General features: G+C 42.7%; 12 protein-coding genes and 1 riboswitch. Of the genes, 5 read left to right on the plus strand and 7 right to left on the minus strand.

Translation table 11 applies throughout. The annotated features are described in order from the left end of the window. Nucleotides 1-288 precede the first annotated feature (288 nt). From F612_RS0104550 to F612_RS0104570, 4 genes are all read right to left on the minus strand, one after another. Complete coding sequence (locus tag F612_RS0104550) at nt 289-1515, minus strand: ATP-grasp domain-containing protein (RefSeq protein WP_019556569.1); 1227 nt, start codon at nt 1513-1515, stop codon at nt 289-291. A 29-nt stretch (nt 1516-1544) separates the two neighbouring features. Continuing rightward, nucleotides 1545-1709 carry a hypothetical protein gene (locus tag F612_RS13200; protein WP_019556570.1) on the minus strand — a complete coding sequence of 55 codons (165 nt, stop codon included), beginning with the start codon at nt 1707-1709 and terminating at the stop codon, nt 1545-1547. Between the two features lie 252 nt (nt 1710-1961). Beyond that, nucleotides 1962-3239, minus strand: coding sequence for an Nramp family divalent metal transporter (locus F612_RS12195; RefSeq protein WP_033394402.1), 1278 nt, complete (start codon nt 3237-3239; stop codon nt 1962-1964). A 491-nt stretch (nt 3240-3730) separates the two neighbouring features. Then, entirely contained in the window at nt 3731-4864 is a 1134-nt protein-coding gene (locus F612_RS0104570; protein WP_019556573.1) for a histone deacetylase family protein, read from the minus strand. A 743-nt stretch (nt 4865-5607) separates the two neighbouring features. Between F612_RS0104570 and F612_RS0104580 the strand changes: the two genes are divergently transcribed. After that, nucleotides 5608-5832, plus strand: a complete 225-nt coding sequence (locus F612_RS0104580) for a hypothetical protein (protein WP_019556574.1) — start codon at nt 5608-5610, stop codon at nt 5830-5832. Between the two features lie 307 nt (nt 5833-6139). Here F612_RS0104580 and F612_RS0104585 read toward each other — a convergent pair whose 3' ends face one another. Continuing rightward, entirely contained in the window at nt 6140-6697 is a 558-nt protein-coding gene (locus F612_RS0104585; RefSeq protein ID WP_019556575.1) for a hypothetical protein, read from the minus strand. A gap of 646 nt (nt 6698-7343) precedes the next feature. After that, nucleotides 7344-7427, plus strand: a riboswitch (cyclic di-GMP riboswitch). 158 nt (nt 7428-7585) lie between these two features. Here F612_RS0104585 and F612_RS0104590 point away from each other — a divergent pair. From F612_RS0104590 to F612_RS0104605, 4 genes are all read left to right on the plus strand, one after another. Beyond that, complete coding sequence (locus F612_RS0104590) at nt 7586-9880, plus strand: methyl-accepting chemotaxis protein (protein ID WP_019556576.1); 2295 nt, start codon at nt 7586-7588, stop codon at nt 9878-9880. A gap of 153 nt (nt 9881-10033) precedes the next feature. Then, the gene (locus tag F612_RS0104595; protein WP_019556577.1) at nt 10034-11062 is read left to right on the plus strand and encodes an IS30 family transposase; all 1029 of its coding nucleotides are present in this window, start codon (nt 10034-10036) and stop codon (nt 11060-11062) included. A 282-nt stretch (nt 11063-11344) separates the two neighbouring features. Beyond that, nucleotides 11345-12745 (plus strand): adenylosuccinate lyase, encoded by a 1401-nt coding sequence (purB, locus tag F612_RS0104600; RefSeq protein ID WP_019556578.1) that lies wholly within the window; start codon nt 11345-11347, stop codon nt 12743-12745. A gap of 224 nt (nt 12746-12969) precedes the next feature. Continuing rightward, entirely contained in the window at nt 12970-14139 is a 1170-nt protein-coding gene (locus F612_RS0104605; protein WP_019556579.1) for a cupin domain-containing protein, read from the plus strand. A 99-nt stretch (nt 14140-14238) separates the two neighbouring features. On the opposite strand, the gene F612_RS0104610 is transcribed toward F612_RS0104605, so the two are convergent. Together F612_RS0104610 and F612_RS0104615 are read right to left on the minus strand one after the other, a co-directional pair. Beyond that, nucleotides 14239-14586: a 5-carboxymethyl-2-hydroxymuconate Delta-isomerase gene (locus F612_RS0104610; protein ID WP_019556580.1), complete on the minus strand. Its 348-nt coding sequence runs from the start codon at nt 14584-14586 to the stop codon at nt 14239-14241. Between the two features lie 18 nt (nt 14587-14604). Further along, nucleotides 14605-17526 (minus strand): insulinase family protein, encoded by a 2922-nt coding sequence (locus F612_RS0104615; protein WP_019556581.1) that lies wholly within the window; start codon nt 17524-17526, stop codon nt 14605-14607. Nucleotides 17527-17869 lie beyond the last annotated feature (343 nt).

The raw sequence follows: 17869 nt of genomic DNA on the forward strand, positions 1-17869 counted from the left end.
GCGTATTGTGTACCAGACTAGGCAACAGTGCACCTGGCTCAGCCCAATCAGTGCCGTCAAATAGTTCGGCATCATCCAGCCTAGGCGCCAGAGCATAGAGTTGTTGAATGCCACCCGGTTGTGCCAACATGCGCCCGGCTAATTCCAATACTGGCGACTGGAAGTTAAGCCTAGCGAAGGAGCTGGCCTGTTCTAATTGACCTATGGCATGCTCCAGCTTTTCTTGCAGCAGCCGAGTTTGTTCATTAGTAGCAGCCGGTTCCGCGTTGGCGTTCATCACGTATTCCTTCAGATATAATAATCGAGCTCTTCCTGGGCTTTTAGTAGATCTCGTAGACGATATGGATCCTCTCCAAAAAAGTATACCAGACCCCAGTGTGTGCCGAAGGCGCTACGCTTAGGCACTTTGTTTTGCATAGGCGACTGCAGTTCATGAAACTCAAAATAACTATCATTTTCGGTCGCTTCCGGTATTTTAAGTTCACTGATGACGCGTCGGCGCGGATAAACACCAAAGCAACCAGCATGTCCTTTGGCGTCCACCACTTCCCGTGGGAAAAACGCTTTAATTTCCTCATCGGTGGTTTTCGGGTCAAACATCATAACGAGAGCCTGGTAGGCGCTGAAACCATAGGCACGTTCAATCAGCTCGAAGGCATTGAAACCTGGTGGCCGGTAAGCCACCTCACCGAAGTACATTTTACCATCACTGGTCACAAAATATTCGGGATGTATGAAACCGAAGTCGATATCGAAGGTTTCGATCAGCTTTTCGATTTCCGCAACCACCTGGGGCCGCCACTTTTCCAGGTCGGGGGTGGCGGGTACGAACACCGAGTACCCCAGAGTGACATACTCAGATATATTTAGAAAATGGATCTTTCGGTTTTTGATAAACGCCTCGACGGCAAATTCCCATCCGTCGAGGTGGCTTTCCACCAGTGCGGGAAATTCTTCATCGGGTATATTAGCCACATCGTCTGGGGTGCGGATAACATAGTGCCCCAGACAGCCAGCTTTGTTGAAGGCTTTAAGGTGAATCGGGTCATTGGGATCACCATCCAATTTTAATAGAGCCTGATTGACCCGTTTGAGAAAATGGATAACATCATCCCTGTCGTGCGCCTCTTCAAAGATGCCGACACGAATGCCGCCAAGCTGCGCACGTCGTTTCATCATTGCCTTGTCACGGAACAGTAATGATTGACCCATAAAACGTGGGTTGTTCAGCAATACTGAGTTGATTGCGCCAGCCCATTCCACCGTTTCTTCAAACAGTGGAATAGCGACATCGACGCCCTCCTTTTTTAATTGTTCGGCAATCTCCATGGAACACTCATTTAGCTGTTCGAAATTCCAGGAAATGAAAGGTATGCTGTGTTCCTTCGCATATTCTTCTGCCCATGATGGTGCGACAATGACATAACGACGGTCAAAATTTTCAAGGGCGTTAATGGCATTTACACTCCAGCCAAGAATGGCTACATAGCCTTTATCAGGATTTTTTGGTGTCATATTAAGCCTCCTAAGGGGGTAGAGGGAATCTATAACGCTAAAACGTGAACCGTGCAAAAGTTGTACTGGTCATCCACATCCGCGTTATCGGATTGAAAATAAGTTTTGAGTGGAAAAAGTGAAGATGGGTCAAATATAAATGCAGACTCCGCTAAAGCTTTAGGATTTACAACCGCTAACGTTTGACTGGACATGCAAGTAAAACACCTTATAAATACGTAATTTAACGAACACTCTTACCTTCAAGTAATATATCAAACTAATAACTGTATGGGTAATTTATCTTACTGAATAATTCCCACATTCAACATGGAAATACATCATAAAATTAACCAGGCCTGGTTGGTTGAGAAGAATGGCACTTCGGGAGAGAGGCAGATGAATGGATTTAAAAGCTCGCTTTTTTCACAATGAGGCAAGCATGAAAATGGCTGTGTGAATAGGATTCACACAGCTTTCAAGGCATCAATGGTCAACATGATCAATAGCCAAAGATTCAATGCAACAATAATTGCCGTGGCCGACCAAGCTGTTACCTTGGTTTTTAGATCATTCGTCAGATCCCCCATCAGGTGTGGATTGGAGGTCATCCTCACTAAGGGAATCACCGCAAACGGCAATTGCATAGATAAAACGACCTGAGACAATACCAACAGGCTTAAGGGTTTGGCACTCATCAATATGGCTAAAGCGGCTGGAAACATGGTCGCTAAACGTATGTAGAGACGAATTTTGAGGATATTGAGGGGTCTTTTTTTAAAAAAGGATTCAAATACAATTTGCCCAGCCAAGGTTCCGGTGGTCGAACTGGCAATCCCCGACGCCAATAAAGCGATCGCAAACGTTAATGCGGCGGCATCACCTAATAATGGCCCCAGGGTTTTATAGGCCTCATCAATATCGGTAATGAGTAAACCTTGTTCATGAAATGCCGCTGAAGCCATGATTAAAATGGCTGAATTAACCAGCCATGCACCTACTAGCGCGATAACCGTATCCCATTTCATCATTTTGTAGAAACGTTGACGCACCTCTTTAACATCTCCATTGCCTTCTCGACGGCTAATTACTTGATGCGAATGTAAATAGAGGTTATGCGGCATAACAGTTGCCCCTAAAATACCCATGGCAATAAACAGTGCGGTGGTATCCAAAATAGTTGCATTGGGTATGGCCATTGCAGAAATGACCTCCGCCCACTGTGGCTCTGCCAACCAGAGCTCAACCACGTATCCCAAACCGATCGTCACCACAAAGGCCATAATGGTCATTTCAACCCAACGAAAACCAAAACGCTCCAGCCACAAAATCAGTAACACATCAAAAATAGTTAGAAAAATCCCCACTACCAATGGAATATCAAACAGCAGATTTAAAGCGATCGCTACCCCTAAAAACTCTGCCAAATCCGTTGCTACCATAGCGATAGCGGCAGAGGAGAGCAATAAGGTACCGCCGTTTCCAGGGTGTTGCTGGCGAATCATTTGTGCAAGATTTTTACCCGTTGCAATGCCCAACTTGGCACTCAATAACTGCATTAAAATGGCGATTAATGAGGCCAAAGTAATCACCCACAAGAGGTCATAACCATAACGAGAGCCCGCCTCCAATGAAGTCGCCCAATTTCCTGGGTCCATATACCCGACTGAGACCAAAAATGCGGGTCCTATGAAAAACCAAAACGAACGTTTGGTACTCAAAGATGTGTTTACAGAATGGCTCATAGTGATCTTATTAACTTTATTGTTTTATAATTCAGTGATCTATTATTAACCTAAAAATAGATTAATTAGACTAATCTAATCCATAAGTTAGCCATAGCTAACTTTAGTGAATAACTATAACAAAAATGAATAAGCAATACAGATATTTCAGTCACTTGGCAAGTTTTTATATAAGAAAATAAACAATTGTTTGTTGGTCTTATTTAAGAGACAGCATCCAGCAAACAATAAAAATCAAGGAAACGATGAATAACGCCTTTAAAACCCTTTACAGAGTTGGTATTCGATTCGCAAAGTCCATCCCTAAAATCGACAGGCCTGGTCAGTGCTTGTTTTTTTTTGATTTTGAAAGCATGAAAACAGCAGGGAAAATGAAGGGTTATCTATAGAATGTAAAACGAACGCGTTAACACTCACCCGACAGACGGCTTCAATGAGGAGAATTTAACTTCGATTCAATTGTGTTTTCACTCTCAGGTCATATTTCAGGGTCAACGTGGGCTTAATAAAGCGATGTTATTGGCATGAAAGAGCGCCGCCTCCTTCACTGCAGCACAGCCATCATCTATCGGCAGTATATTGATGTCAGTGATAGTGTTTCCGGCCAGTGCATTGACTACCGCATGTCCGCTGTCACCCAATGCTTTGGTATTGTACCCCCCTTCAAGCATCAGGACTAACCGTCCATCACAGAGTTCATCGGCTAGAGCACAGACACTCTGAGTAATTGCAGCATAGCCGGTCTCATCCATGGCAAACGTCATGTCGAGATAATGGCAATCAAAACCCGAAGAAATCAATAGAATATCGGGTTGAAATGCCCGTGCAGCCGGACTTACTATCTGCTTAAATACTTCAAGCAATGCCGCATTACCACTCCCTCTTGGCAAGGGTACATTAAGGGTGTAACCCACCCCCGCTCCTTCGCCAGTTTCAGTCAGCAACCCTGTGCCGGGATAAAAAGGTGCCTCACAATGACTGTCGACCAGCAATACGTTCGGATTGGCATAAAAGATGGCCTGGGTACCGTTGCCGTGATGCATGTCCCAGTCCCAGATCATGACCCGTGCATCACCGAGTGCGAGGCGGGCATGCGCGGCAGTGACCGCCATATTATTATAAAGACAGAAACCCATTGCGCGATCGGCCATGGCGTGATGCCCGGGTGGGCGCACGATACAAAATGCACGGCGTGCTTGACCTGTGGCTATAGCATCTATGGCGCAAACCCCCGACCCTGCAGCCAGGCCAGCAGCCACAACGCTGTGCGGCGATACGGCGGTCGTGTCCTGAAAAAGCCAGCCCGACTGACCTTCTAATGTTGGTATATAACCCACATAAGCGGCATCATGTGCCTGTTCAAGTTGAGCCACACTGGCAGCGACTGGTGGCATCCAGCGTACGCCTTCAATAGGTTCGAGAAAGAGTCGATCCACGATAGCGGTCAAACGTCCCGGACGCTCGGGATGGTCGTAGGTCTCAAGATTAGTGTCGGGAGATTGCAGCGCTATCATGGCCTTGACCGCATCAGTCCATTCGGGATGCCCCGGGTCCCACCCTTGCGGATTATGGCCGAGCATGCCCGGATCATAATAGATTAATACTGGGACCCTTATATCTGTCATCCAAGTTCCATCTGTAACACCAGCGTGCCCTTGACGAACTGCAGTGGCGTGTTAACTCGATTGAATACAATGCTTTTAAAAATTAGCATAAAACTGAAAGTATGCTTATTATTTAACAAGTTATGAGGGAAATATAACATGGTCAATTAACCTTATTTTTAGGACCTTGTATTTAAAAAAGGAACACTGTTTCGTTAACCTTTACGGTCATTAAAAGCCGCTTCACATTAAGTATTTTTACCAATAAATAAAGCTCGGCCAATATATCAAATTAATGCTGGGTTTGGTAGTTTATTCTGTTATGACACTCCTGCTTTGGAATGCTTTTTAAAAGTAACCTAGCTTGATTATTTTTAAAAAGGACATTTAAAATAACTCAAAATTAACAGGTAACACCCTCTTTTTTACTTGGTAATTTTATTTTGGAGTGGTTTTTAAGGATAGAGGCCATCCCTAAACAAAAGTTGGGAGGAGTAACTTTTTTCATTATAAGTGGCTTGTTGATATTGGAGATTTAGAACATTCTGAAATAGTGGGTTCCGTTGGATTCGTTATCGTAGGTTAGCTAAAGTTTGATTAAAGTCTTGATACATTCCCGCGAAACATGACCTAAACCTTAAGATGTCAGTAATCACATGATGAACGATTAATATCTTATTTCATTCGGCGTATAGTGAAGGTGAGTGCGTAAATTCACTCAGGATTATTTCAATTTTATTCTATGACTAATTCAGAGGTGACATATGAAAAAACAACTGATTGCACTACTTATGGGTGTGGCTTTTACCTCCTCAGCTTTCGCATTAGATCAAAGTCCAGTTGACGTTAAAGGCTCAGGCGCCGCGATGGAACAGGGCTTTGAGGCTTGGGCAAAAGATGTTTTAAACTATGGAGGAAAAGGCGGACAGGTTCTTGCAGGTGAAGTGAAGGCATGGGTTCAGGACTATAATAAAATGCCTCACACCTAAGATAAATGCCCTCTTATTTCACTCTCTCTTTTAAGACTGCAAAGACGACATTAAGAGCGACCCTATTCTATTGACCGTATGCTATTAATAGGGAAGCTCCTTATCCGGTTCCAGAATTGTTCATTTAACAAAGTGGTGGTTTTGAAACTGACCAGGCCTGGTCAGATTTAAAACGAAACGTTTTTTGAATGGTAAAGGACTAATGTTTTGACGATATCCTTGTTTATATGATCTAGCAAAACTTAAAAATCGTGCCTGCCCCCATTTATTCTGATGGGTATCATAGCCTTTGGTTTTTCAAGGATTCTCACCCTGCCTCTATCCCGCTTAATACCTTATAAAACGCGTCATACAAATCCCTCAACACTTCCGGATCGATAACGCCTTTTTCTATGGTGAATTCCAAGAAAGGCTCCTTCTCTTTTTGACCGTCTACAGGATGATGTGTAATGTGTAATGCAAACCGGGATAGTGACTGAAATAACTCTCTAACGTTTACGTCAGAGAATATCCGACGCGTTCGTTCCCGGTCATTCGTTTTTATGATGAGTGCTTCATCAAATTCCGGGTAACCAATCACCACATCCTCCATGCCGAAAAACTTTTCGACTGTGTCTATGAAATCTTGGTGATGCAGAGCAAGACGAAAGTCATGTTCCGATGCAACAGGCGCTTCAAAAGAAGTTAACTCATAACCGCTTTCAAAACCACCGCCCAGATCAATATCAATCACCAGTTCCACTTTCCTCCCGTCTTGCACCAGAAAGACGTTGTAATTATAAATTTCTTGGCCAGATAGATCATCAGATACCTGCTGCCAGATATCATCTGTAGTGCTACCAGAGATCTGTTTTGTTGCTGCCATATGTTTCATCCTTTTAAAATACCTGAATAACCTTAGTCGTTAGTTTTACTTTCTAAAACGAGCCATCCATGAGGGCTAGCTTAGACAGTAGAACAGCAATGGTAGCCACCACTACGATCCAGAATAACCAGTCAAGCTATAGTGGTGTTGTCACTTTGTCCAATTGCGTTTACCTGCAAATTATGCAGGCCTAACGTTAGAACTAAACGGCTGCGCAGTCGGGTTAAGTGAGTTGTTAGACAAAGCCTACAGAACAATTGCGGTAATTTTGCGACCAAAGTTCAATGTTTTATTGTTGTTAGCTGGCAATTAACTGTACAGATAAGTACGTAATTTGTAAAGAAGGTATTTATAAACTGACCAGGCCTGGTCAGTTCTTGCGGGCTTTTGATTTTGGAATAGTTTAAAACGTTAAGAGAAACCGACGTGTCGTTTTTAGAAATTGAAATTAAAGGGTAGCGCTTGCAACTTGAACCTAAGGCGTCCCCTTTATCATTCACCTTCACACTCTTTTATTGACATACAGAGCCTTGTCATAAAACAGTAATTTTAAGATGCACTCATGTCACATTACCCCCTACTTAGATATCTTATAATCTTCGCAAAACCGTTAACCACTACTCTCCACGAGTGCTTGTGGTTTTCTCTATTTTTAGGCCAAACTTGGTGTGAACCAAGGACGGAAAGTCATGGATCTTTTACTCAGTATAAAGACCGCCAGACTGCAAAGTAAGAGACGCTAATCTAACCTCTGCCTTATTTTGTCCTTTTTTATAAGAATCAATTTGAATAAGAAACCTAACTCTCATCAATTAAATCGCCATTAAATTTACATGAACAAACAATTAAATTTGGTTCTCTGGGAACATTCAAAATACAGGAAGAATTATGCGAAACAACGGCACAGTTACACAGAAAGAATACGATTTAGAGCCGGGCATCACCATCGTCTCTAGAACCGACACCCATGGCAATATCCTCTCTGCAAATGACGCATTTATTGAAGCAAGTGGTTATGAGTGGAGTGAACTAGTGGGTCAGCCGCATAATATGTTAAGACACCCAGATGTTCCAGAAGCTGTTTTCAAAGATTTCTGGCAAACGTTACAAGCTGGGAAGCCTTGGACACAAACTGTTAAAAATCGTCGTAAAAATGGCGACCACTATTGGGTTGTAGCAAATGCCACTCCCATCTTCGAAAAAGGTGTTATCACCGGATATATGTCTGTTAGAACGGCCACCACTGTAGTTCAAAAATCTGCAGCCGAACAAGCTTACCGTGATATTGGGGCCGGCAAGATAAAATTAGTGAATGGAAATATTGCTACATTTAAAGATAAGATGAAACCCACACGCTACTTGAATGCATCACAACTAATTATCACACTCTCGACTCTGCTACTTTTATCTGCATCCACCCCAATGGTATTCCAACATATTTTTGAAATCATCCCTCAAGGCGTTTTTGAAGTATTTAATACCCTCTTAGTGGCATTAATTATTCTATCGGCCAGTAGCAATTCTAAGCAGCTCAAACTTTTAAATATGCACATTACCAATATATCTTCTGGAAATTTTAATAACCATATAGAATCAAAAGGTACCAGTTTGGTATCAAACATTTTAGGACGTCTCCACTCTTTACAAATTAAATTTGGTGCGGATATGGATGATGTGAAAGCATCGTTGAAAAGCTCACAACGTATTGAAAGCGCCCTAAGTGCAACCTCTTCCAACATTATGGTCATTGATCAATTCCATAGCATTATTTTCATGAACAACTCGGCTGTAGACATGTTTAAGTCCGTTGAAAAAGAGCTACAGAAAGACCTACCCAGCTTCAACTCCAATCATTTGATCAGACAAAACTTCGATATTTTTCATAAAAATCCAGAGCAGCAAAGAAAAACGTTAGAAACCCTAACAGACACTTATAAAACGCGCATTACCAATTCTGGCGTTATTTTAGATTTAGTCATTGACCCTATCTGGGACGAAAACAATGAACGACTCGGCACCGTTGTTGAGTGGAAAAATATGACCGAACAGCTCGCGATCGAAGCCAATATTGAGAAAATTGTTGAAAATGCGTCTCAAGGTTTACTCAGTGGTCGAATTCAAGATAATCAGTTAAACGGGTTTGAGAAAAAACTATCCGTCTCAATTAACAGTTTGCTTGAAAGCTTCTCTGGAACCACTCAAATGTTGAACTCGATTCTTTCAAGCATGAGTAATGGAGATATGACTCAACGCATTGAAGGTGACTATATAGGTGAGCTTTTAGATATGAAAATTGCCGTTAATCTTGCACTAACAAATATTGAGACTACTTTAGGCCACGTTAAAATTGGCGCGGAATCTATTGATAACATGACAAATGAAGTTGCCGTATCTAGTGATGATTTATCACAAAGAACACAACAACAAGCCACCTCATTGGAGCTCACAGCAACCAGCATGGAAGAGCTAACGTCAACAGTACAACAATCTAGCAAGAACACCGAGCAAGCCAATATACTCGCACACAATGCTGCGACAGAGGCAAAAGAAGGCATTATTGTTATGAGCCGCACCATTGAAGCGATGAATGAAATCACCGCGTTAAGTAAAAAAATCGGTGAAATCACCAGCGTGATTGATAGCATTGCATTCCAAACCAACCTACTGGCTTTGAATGCCGCGGTTGAAGCCGCACGAGCGGGAGAGCATGGTCGAGGTTTTGCAGTCGTTGCCGGAGAAGTAAGAAACCTTGCTCAAAAGTCAGCCAGTGCCGCAAAAGACATCTCAACTTTAATCGGATCCGCCACTCAGAAAATTGAAAGCGGAACTGAATTGGTAGAGCAAACCAACGTTATGTTTGAAGGCATGGTAGGTAAAATTAATGAAGTAGAAAGCCTAGTCTCAGAAATTGCAGCCACGGCTCATGAGCAAAATAAAGGTTTGGAGAAAATAAACACAGCTATTTCACAATTAGACCAAACAACTCAACAGAATGCGGCCTTAGTAGAGGAACTCTCATCTACTGCGGGTAATATGCATGATGCCGCGAATCAGCAATCACAATTTATTGAATGTTTTAAAATTAACACGAGCCGAGAAAGTTTAGCGAAGCCCTCAGTAAATGACATGACCCGTCCTCATGTAAGACAACCAAAGCGTCTGGCATTGGCAAGTGCGGCCTGAAAACTTTCTAACCAAAAACCTAAACAGTATAAATTGATTGAATCAGTCTTGTCGAATCATATTAACAGTGTTGCACTTGCAACTTGAACCTAAGTTTCACAAAAAAGCTTAGGTTCAAGTTGCAAGTGCAACACATTCAATCAGAATGTATACATGAGCAATTATTATCATTTAAGTCCTGAAGAACGCGCGATCCTTATGATTAAACATCATCAAGGCCATTCAACCAGATCAATCGGTCGGTTTCTAAACCGTTCGGCCTCGACAATCTGTAGAGAATTGAACAGAAACTCAACTAATAAAGATTCTGGTTACTGTGCGAGCACTGCGGGTCGTCAATATTTTCAAAGCCGTAAGCGCTCTGTTAGACAGCCAAAACTCATTCCTAATACTCCATTGTACGATAAAGTTAAAGCATGGTTAACTTACAAACAATGGTCTCCTATGCAAATATCTGGCACACTTAAACGTCTTTATCCAAATCAAAGTGATATGCAAGTGAGCCATGAAACCATCTATACCTGTATTTATGCTCATCCTAAAGGTGAGCTTAAAAAAATGATGGTTCAATCCTTACGCAGAGCTAAATCAAAAAGAGGCCCTAGAGGCTCTAAAACCAGTAATTACAATAGTGTTAAGCTGACGGAAGATCAGAAAATAGAGAACCGTCCCGTTGAAATCAATGACCGTATTTTAGAAGGACACTGGGAAGGTGATTTAATTGTAGGGTCAAAAAATCAATCTTGTGTTGGAACATTGGTGGAACGCAAAACAGGGTTTCTAGCTTTATGTAAAATGGCGAGTAAAAGTGCCTTGGATGTGCGTACTGGTTTTGAATTACAGATGAAAAAGTTGCCAGATTTTTTACGGTTGTCGATGACTTACGATAGAGGTTCTGAGATGTCTCAACATCCGATTATGTCTCAGAACTTAGATATGAAAGTCTACTTTGCTGACCCACACTCTCCGTGGCAAAGAGGGTCGAATGAAAACATCAACGGGCTACTACGGCAATACTTACCAAAAGGCACCGATTTAAAACAGCACAGCCAAGGCGATTTAGATAAGATTGCTTGGCTACTAAATACTCGCCCAAGAAAAAGATACGAATTTAGAACGCCGCAAGAGTTGATGGAATCAGTCTTGTCGAATCATATTAACAGTGTTGCACTTGCAACTTGAACCTAAGCGATACCCTTTTAACTCTTGCCGTAATTAAAAACAACCCATCCACAAGTGATTTCACCATCCCACTTAATGTCATCCAATGTAACAAACTAACCAACTCTTTAATAGGTTAAGGCTCTATTTAAAATAGTTAATATCATCCCCTTCTCTCACTACTATTCATTGTTTCTCTTTACCCTTTAAAGCATAAATAGCCCAAGGTCTTTTAAGGTATAATAAGCGCCATTAAAATTACTGTACTTTTCTACTCAAGTTTATACTTAAGGAATTTCCCCTATGCAACTTTCAGAATTAACCGCAATCTCTCCTGTTGATGGTCGATACGGCCCGCGTTTGGACAATATTAAAGCCATTTTCAGTGAGTTTGGTTTGATTAAAAACCGCGTTAAGGTCGAAGTTTTTTGGTTGCGTATGTTGGCGAACCACCCTGGTTTCCCAGAGATTCCTAAGTTAAGTTCTGAAGCAGAACAGCATTTGTTTAAGTTAGTGGATGAGTTCACATTAGAGATGGCGCAGCGCGTTAAAGAGATTGAGCGTACGACTAACCATGATGTGAAAGCGGTTGAATACCTGATTAAAGAACATTTTGCAGGTAACGATGAGTTGCTTGCGATTGCTGAATTTGTGCATTTTGCCTGTACTTCTGAAGACATCAATAACCTGGCTTATGCATTAATGCTTAAAGATGCGCGTGAGTTTGCCATTATTCCTGAAATGGATAAATTGATAAACCGTCTGGTCGAGATGAGTGTTGAGATGGCCGATATTTCTATGATGGCACGTACTCACGGCCAGCCAGCGTCTCCGACAACAGCGGGTAAAGAGTGGGCGAATGTCGCTTACCGTTTACAGCGCCAGGCTAAGCAGTTAATGAATGTACAGATTATGGGTAAAATCAACGGCGCGACCGGTAACTATAACGCTCACTTGGCGTCTTACCCGGATGTTAACTGGTATGAGTTGTCTGAGACGTTTGTACAGAGCTTAGGTCTGCTTTGGAACCCATATACCACTCAAATTGAGCCACATGATTACATCGCTGAGTACTTCCACGCGATGTCACGCTTCAACACCATCGTCATCGATTTTGACCGTGATGTTTGGAGCTATATCTCGGTTGGTTTCTTCAAGCAAAAAACCATTGCCGGTGAGATCGGTTCTTCGGCAATGCCGCATAAAGTTAACCCGATTGATTTTGAAAACTCTGAAGGTAACCTAGGGATGGCGAACGCCATCTTCGAACACCTTGCAATGAAACTGCCTATCTCTCGCTGGCAGCGTGATTTAACGGATTCTACCGTGTTACGTAACCTAGGGGTGGGTGTGGCGCATACCATTATCTCTTTACAGTCGACCATGAAAGGTTTGAGCAAGTTGGAAGTGAACGCGCAAGCGATGGCGAATGACTTAGACAGTAACTGGGAAGTGTTGGCCGAAGCGATTCAAACGGTTATGCGTCGTTACGGGTTTGAGAAGCCGTATGAAAAACTTAAAGATTTAACACGTGGTCAACGCGTTAATAAAGAGATCATGCAGAACTTTGTGGATAGCCTAGAAGGTCTTCCTGAAGAAGCGAAGCAAGAGCTACGTGATATGACTCCGGGTTCTTACACCGGGAATGCCGCGAGCCAAGCCAAAAACATTGAACTCGCTATCATGATGCTTAAGGGCCGTTAATTACGTTTAGTTCACCGCTATAGCACGTTACTTCTTCGTCAGAATCGGTTGTGTACACTTGTACACGCCCTCTTTCTTCCTCGATTTAACGCACTCTATCAACGAACTAATTCGCAATTTAATATCCTAGTTTAGAAGATTTTAAAACCCACCAGGCCTGGTCAAACAGCTTGAGTGGGTTTTTTGTTTGTTTCACCAACACACTACTTGAATGAGAACTCCTGATGATTCAATTTAACGATACTGATTTAAAAACTTTTTTGAATGAATTCTGGCAGAAGAAACCCTTAGTGATTCGAAATGCCCTGCCTGATTTTGAATCGCCTGTTTCGGCTGAGGAACTGGGGGGGCTGTCTTTAGAGGAGGAAGTTGAAAGCCGTATTGTGATTCAGAATGGCGAACAGGATTATCAGCTTTTAAAAGGGCCATTTACCGAAGAGACTTATGAAGGTCTGCCGGACAGCAACTGGACACTGTTGATTCAAGGGATGGATCGTTTGGTACCGGAAGTTACGGATGTATTGAATGATTTTGATTTCTTACCACGCTGGCGTATTGACGACATTATGATCAGTTACGCCACCAAAGGCGGTAATGTCGGCCCGCATTTCGATCACTATGATGTGTTTCTACTGCAAGCGGCGGGTAAACGTCAATGGACACTTACCTCGCAAGACTGCTCTGAAGACAACTATATTCAAGGGGTCGATTTGCGCTTGATGGAGACCTTTAAAATCGAAGATGATTTTGTTTTTGAAAAAGGCGATATTCTGTATATCCCGCCTAAATGGGGACATCACGGTGTGGCGTTAGATGACGAGTGCATGACCTACTCAATCGGCTACCGCACTTACCGTGGGCAAGAACTTTGGGACAGCTTTGGCGATCACCTATCGGAGATGGGCTCTTTTAAAGACCTCTATATGGACCCGACTTGGACGGAAGATTTGAATCCAGGTGAAATTACCGATGCAACCAGTGAACGGGCGCAAACTTTACTGAAAAGTATCTTAGATGACAAAAACCTGATGAAAACCTGGTTTGGTCGCTTTGCTACCCAACTCGATCCTGTGGCAGCACAACAGTTGCCAGAACCTTTGACCGAAGACGAAACCCCTGACATTGAAGATTTTATGGGGGCAATGCAAGTCGAAACGGGTTTAATCAAAGACCCGGTTTGTCGTTTTGCTTATAGCGAAGTCAATGGCAATACGCTGCTGTATATCAATGGCGCGATTTGGGACACCTTTGGCGCGAGCAATGCATTTATGGCTAAGTTGGCCAACCAATCTTATTTAACACAAGATGAGTTGCTGCTGAGTGGCGATAATGAAGGGAATATCAAACTGTTGTTTGATTTATGGAAGTTGCAGTATTTGGTCTTTATTGAGTAATTTTTTAAGCAAAGAGCAGGCAAAAAAAGGGGAATAAAATTTCCCTTTTTACTGTGAACGATTTGGTCTTTCGACCAAGCCTAAAATTGAAATCCAGCGTTAAACAGACGGCGATTTTTTAGCATAACTCATTCCATCCATCTCAATCACTTCAACCGTAACGACGACGGCTTCGCTTAAACCGATTTGTAATGCAACCAATAAGCTCTGACTGAGTAACAATTTTTGGACATCTGTCTTCCCAATGTGAATTCGACACATTGCGTGTACAAAACCCGTATCAGGCAGGCCCAACCGATAGTCCATCACCGGATGAGCGCGTACTTTGATATTCTCAGTCTCAAACAAACCCGTTGCTTTAACCGTTTCAAAAGCACCATCCACCCAATTTTTTAGTGTGGTTGCTGGAACGGTATCTTGGCTGTATTCGATAATAATATGCGGCATAGTTACTGAACACCTAATTTAAAGCGTAATAATGTCAAATTTGCTGTCTGCCAATAACTCAGCACCTCCGGTGTTGGTTAACACCACCGATGAAGCATTATCGCCACTTAGGTAACGATCTGCCATCAGACGCAACTCATCCAGCGATGCTGAAATCACACCATGGCGATAGGCCATACGCACGTCCAAAGTCCGGCCGTACAACTCTTGGAAAAAGGCTTTCTTGACTTCACCTGACGGTGAACCCGGAGAATCCATCGCACTGATGACATTCAAAATGGCTTCATCCACTTTCGCTTGGGTCGCTTCAGAACTCATTAACCAATCTTTAGCCAATTTGAAATCGGCATAGGTCTCTAACAGACGAGGATCACGGTATGAGAAGAAGACAAACGCGCTGGCTTCGGCGTTATAAGTGGCACCACCACCATAAGCACCGCCCTTTTCACGAATACTAGAGTGCAAGAAACCATTACGTAAGCAGGCACCCAATACCGCCAGTTTAGGCGCATCTTCGTGATCGGCCATGACCGCTGGATAGGCCATGGCGCAGAAGTTAACTTGTGTACTCGTTACCCAGGCCTGGTTGATGGGTTGTTGCGTTGCTTGAATGGCAAACGAATTCTCTTCCGTACTTGGCATACTCAGCGCTGGCCACTGCTTTTCTAAGCCACTCAAAGCAGTCGATAGACCGGCTTCATCACTGACAAGCAAAGCTTGTTTAGGCGCTTTGCAAAGCTTGTTTTTAATCCCTGCCAAACCTTCTGCAAAGTTTTCAACGGCTTCAGCTGAAGCCTGTAACTCATCATTTAAGCGTTTGATGTACTGAATGCCCGCGAAACCTGAGCGTTGGAAGTTCCATTGCGCCGTTGGGGTAAAGTTTTGCGTCGCCGCCATCATCGCTAAACCATGACCGTTACCGGTAATACCATGATCGACAGACGCTCGAATTTGACCGACTAAATCTTTTAGACGTGCCGTTTCATCAAAACGCGCAGTATAAAGCGTCTCTTCAATCAATCCAGACATGGCGTCTTGATTACTATTCAATGCCTTAGACGACAACATAAAGTGGCTATGACACTCATTAGGCGCTTGGAGTTTAGAATGCACGGCTGAACGTGCCGATATACCACCTGATATTGCAGCATGGTAAGACTGTGTTTCAAGGTAATCACGACCACCACTACCCACCTCGGTGAAGCAGTTATTGAACAAAGGCATTAAGATTTTTTCGGCATCGGTTAAAGCGGGCAGATCAATAATCACCTGCTCATAGGTAAGACCATTCGTACCGCACTCATAACGAGTCACCGGTACAGCTCCGACCATTGAATGTTCAGAACGATACGTTTTAATGGTTTCTGGAATATCGTCTTTAGTGACTTCTGGCAAAATATCAAAATCATCAATCTCAGTCTGACGTTTTTCTAATGCCACGGCTTGATTTACAATTGCCTGCTTTTCTGTCTCGGTTAATTTGGCTTGAATATCGGCTAATTTATCTTTTTCAGCTTGGTCTTTTTTAGCAGACAACTCAGTGTCTGGCTGCATGGTTAAACGCACACGATGCGGATTATCCAATAACAAGGATTTGACCAGGCCTGGTATAAACTGCAGATCTTTAACTTCGCTTTCTAATATCTTAAGCGCTTGATCCGTGTCTAATAACGCAATCGGGTCACCTTCGTGCAGTGCGCCAGGCAAGGAGTGTAGAATCAATTGCAAACCATAAGGATAACCATCACCACCGACTTCGCGCTGAGAAAGTTCCACTTGATGTAACATCGCGTCTACTTGTGACTGCTCAACACCCTCTTCAACAATGCGTTGCAACTCATTCAAAATCAAATCTTCAACGGCTTGGGCATGTTCTAATTCTGAACCTTGCACACCGACCACAAATGCCATCTCTTTATTAGACTCTTCAAAGCCGCATAAAGGTGAAGGTGCCGATGCGAATGGACACGCTTCTAACGCCATACGTAATGGTGAGGCACTGTTATCAAGCAACACCGCAGACAACAAGTGACCTTTTAAAACCTGAATCGGATCTTTGTTTTCGCCAAGCAACCAACCTAAGACAATGTGCGTTTTGCTTTTCACATCCTCTTCATCTAACGCATAAAATGCATTCACAATTTTAGGTTCAGTCATTCTTTGCTCAAGACCGACATGCACTTGTTTGACCCTGTCTTTAAAAGCAGTCAAGGCTAACGCTTCAAACTGAGTTTGATGTTGCAGTGCTGGAATATCGCCATACGTCATAAAGACTGAGTTCGAAGGATGATAGTGATTTTTATGGAAATCGACTAACTGCTGATGGGTTAAATTTGGGATGTCTTCCGGCTCACCACCACTGTTATAGTGATAGGTATTGGTCGGATATAACTCGGCTGAAAAAGCCTGCCACAACGTCGAGATTGGCGAACTCATCGCCCCCTTCATCTCATTAAAAACCACGCCTTTGTAAGTTAAAGTAGATTCTGGGTTCGTCATCTCTTCAAACTCAAAACGGTGCCCCTCTTGGGCAAAATCCAACGCATCTAATTTAGGGAAAAATACTGCATCCATATAGACTTGCAATAGATTTTGAAAGTCTTTTCTATTCTCTGTTGCAAATGGATAAGCGGTCCAATCACTGGAGGTAAACGCATTCATAAAGGTATTTAAAGAACGGCGAATCATCATAAAAAATGGGTCACGTACTGGATACTTTTCACTGCCGCACAGCGTTGTATGCTCTAAGATATGGGCCACACCGGTTGAGTCCATTGGTACGGTTCTTAAGGCGACTAAAAAGACATTCTGCGGGTCATCTGCGGCTAAGTGGTAGTGCGTTGCACCCGTCACTTTATGTTCGTAATGCTCTACTGTTAGATTCAAAGAATCAATAGTGTGTTGACCAATGTATTCAAATGCTGGATGCGGTTTAGACATGTATTATTCCAATTTTTGTATGAATGCGGAGAATGCTTTGCATAGTAATTCAACGGCAAAACCCAACATTAAACGTCAATTATTGACTTAATATTTGAGTTGAATTGTTATGCAAAAAACTCTGTGGCATATTTAGTGTGTAGGTTATTAATGGGGATTTAAACTGATTTTTCAACTTATAAAAAAGGCCATTTCAAAATGGCCTTTTAAGCTTTCGCCATAACAGTTTTTAGTGAGTCAGATTGCGTCTAAAACTTTTCAAATCAAGGCGAAAAATGAGAGTGTACAAGTTGTACTCGATCATTTTTAAACGCAGAGTTGGAGTGTTTTAGGCGTGATATGA

It is taken from the genome of Thiomicrorhabdus arctica DSM 13458, assembly GCF_000381085.1.
Lineage (GTDB): Bacteria > Pseudomonadota > Gammaproteobacteria > Thiomicrospirales > Thiomicrospiraceae > Thiomicrorhabdus > Thiomicrorhabdus arctica.

Coding starts and splice junctions, on each gene's coding strand:
- F612_RS0104550 (WP_019556569.1), bottom strand. CDS start 1,515: ATGACACCAAAAAATCCTGATAAAGGCTATGTAGCCATTCTTGGCTGG.
- F612_RS13200 (WP_019556570.1), bottom strand. CDS start 1,709: ATGTCCAGTCAAACGTTAGCGGTTGTAAATCCTAAAGCTTTAGCGGAG.
- F612_RS12195 (WP_033394402.1), bottom strand. CDS start 3,239: ATGAGCCATTCTGTAAACACATCTTTGAGTACCAAACGTTCGTTTTGG.
- F612_RS0104570 (WP_019556573.1), bottom strand. CDS start 4,864: ATGACAGATATAAGGGTCCCAGTATTAATCTATTATGATCCGGGCATG.
- F612_RS0104580 (WP_019556574.1), top strand. CDS start 5,608: ATGAAAAAACAACTGATTGCACTACTTATGGGTGTGGCTTTTACCTCC.
- F612_RS0104585 (WP_019556575.1), bottom strand. CDS start 6,697: ATGGCAGCAACAAAACAGATCTCTGGTAGCACTACAGATGATATCTGG.
- F612_RS0104590 (WP_019556576.1), top strand. CDS start 7,586: ATGCGAAACAACGGCACAGTTACACAGAAAGAATACGATTTAGAGCCG.
- F612_RS0104595 (WP_019556577.1), top strand. CDS start 10,034: ATGAGCAATTATTATCATTTAAGTCCTGAAGAACGCGCGATCCTTATG.
- purB (WP_019556578.1), top strand. CDS start 11,345: ATGCAACTTTCAGAATTAACCGCAATCTCTCCTGTTGATGGTCGATAC.
- F612_RS0104605 (WP_019556579.1), top strand. CDS start 12,970: ATGATTCAATTTAACGATACTGATTTAAAAACTTTTTTGAATGAATTC.
- F612_RS0104610 (WP_019556580.1), bottom strand. CDS start 14,586: ATGCCGCATATTATTATCGAATACAGCCAAGATACCGTTCCAGCAACC.
- F612_RS0104615 (WP_019556581.1), bottom strand. CDS start 17,526: ATGTCTAAACCGCATCCAGCATTTGAATACATTGGTCAACACACTATT.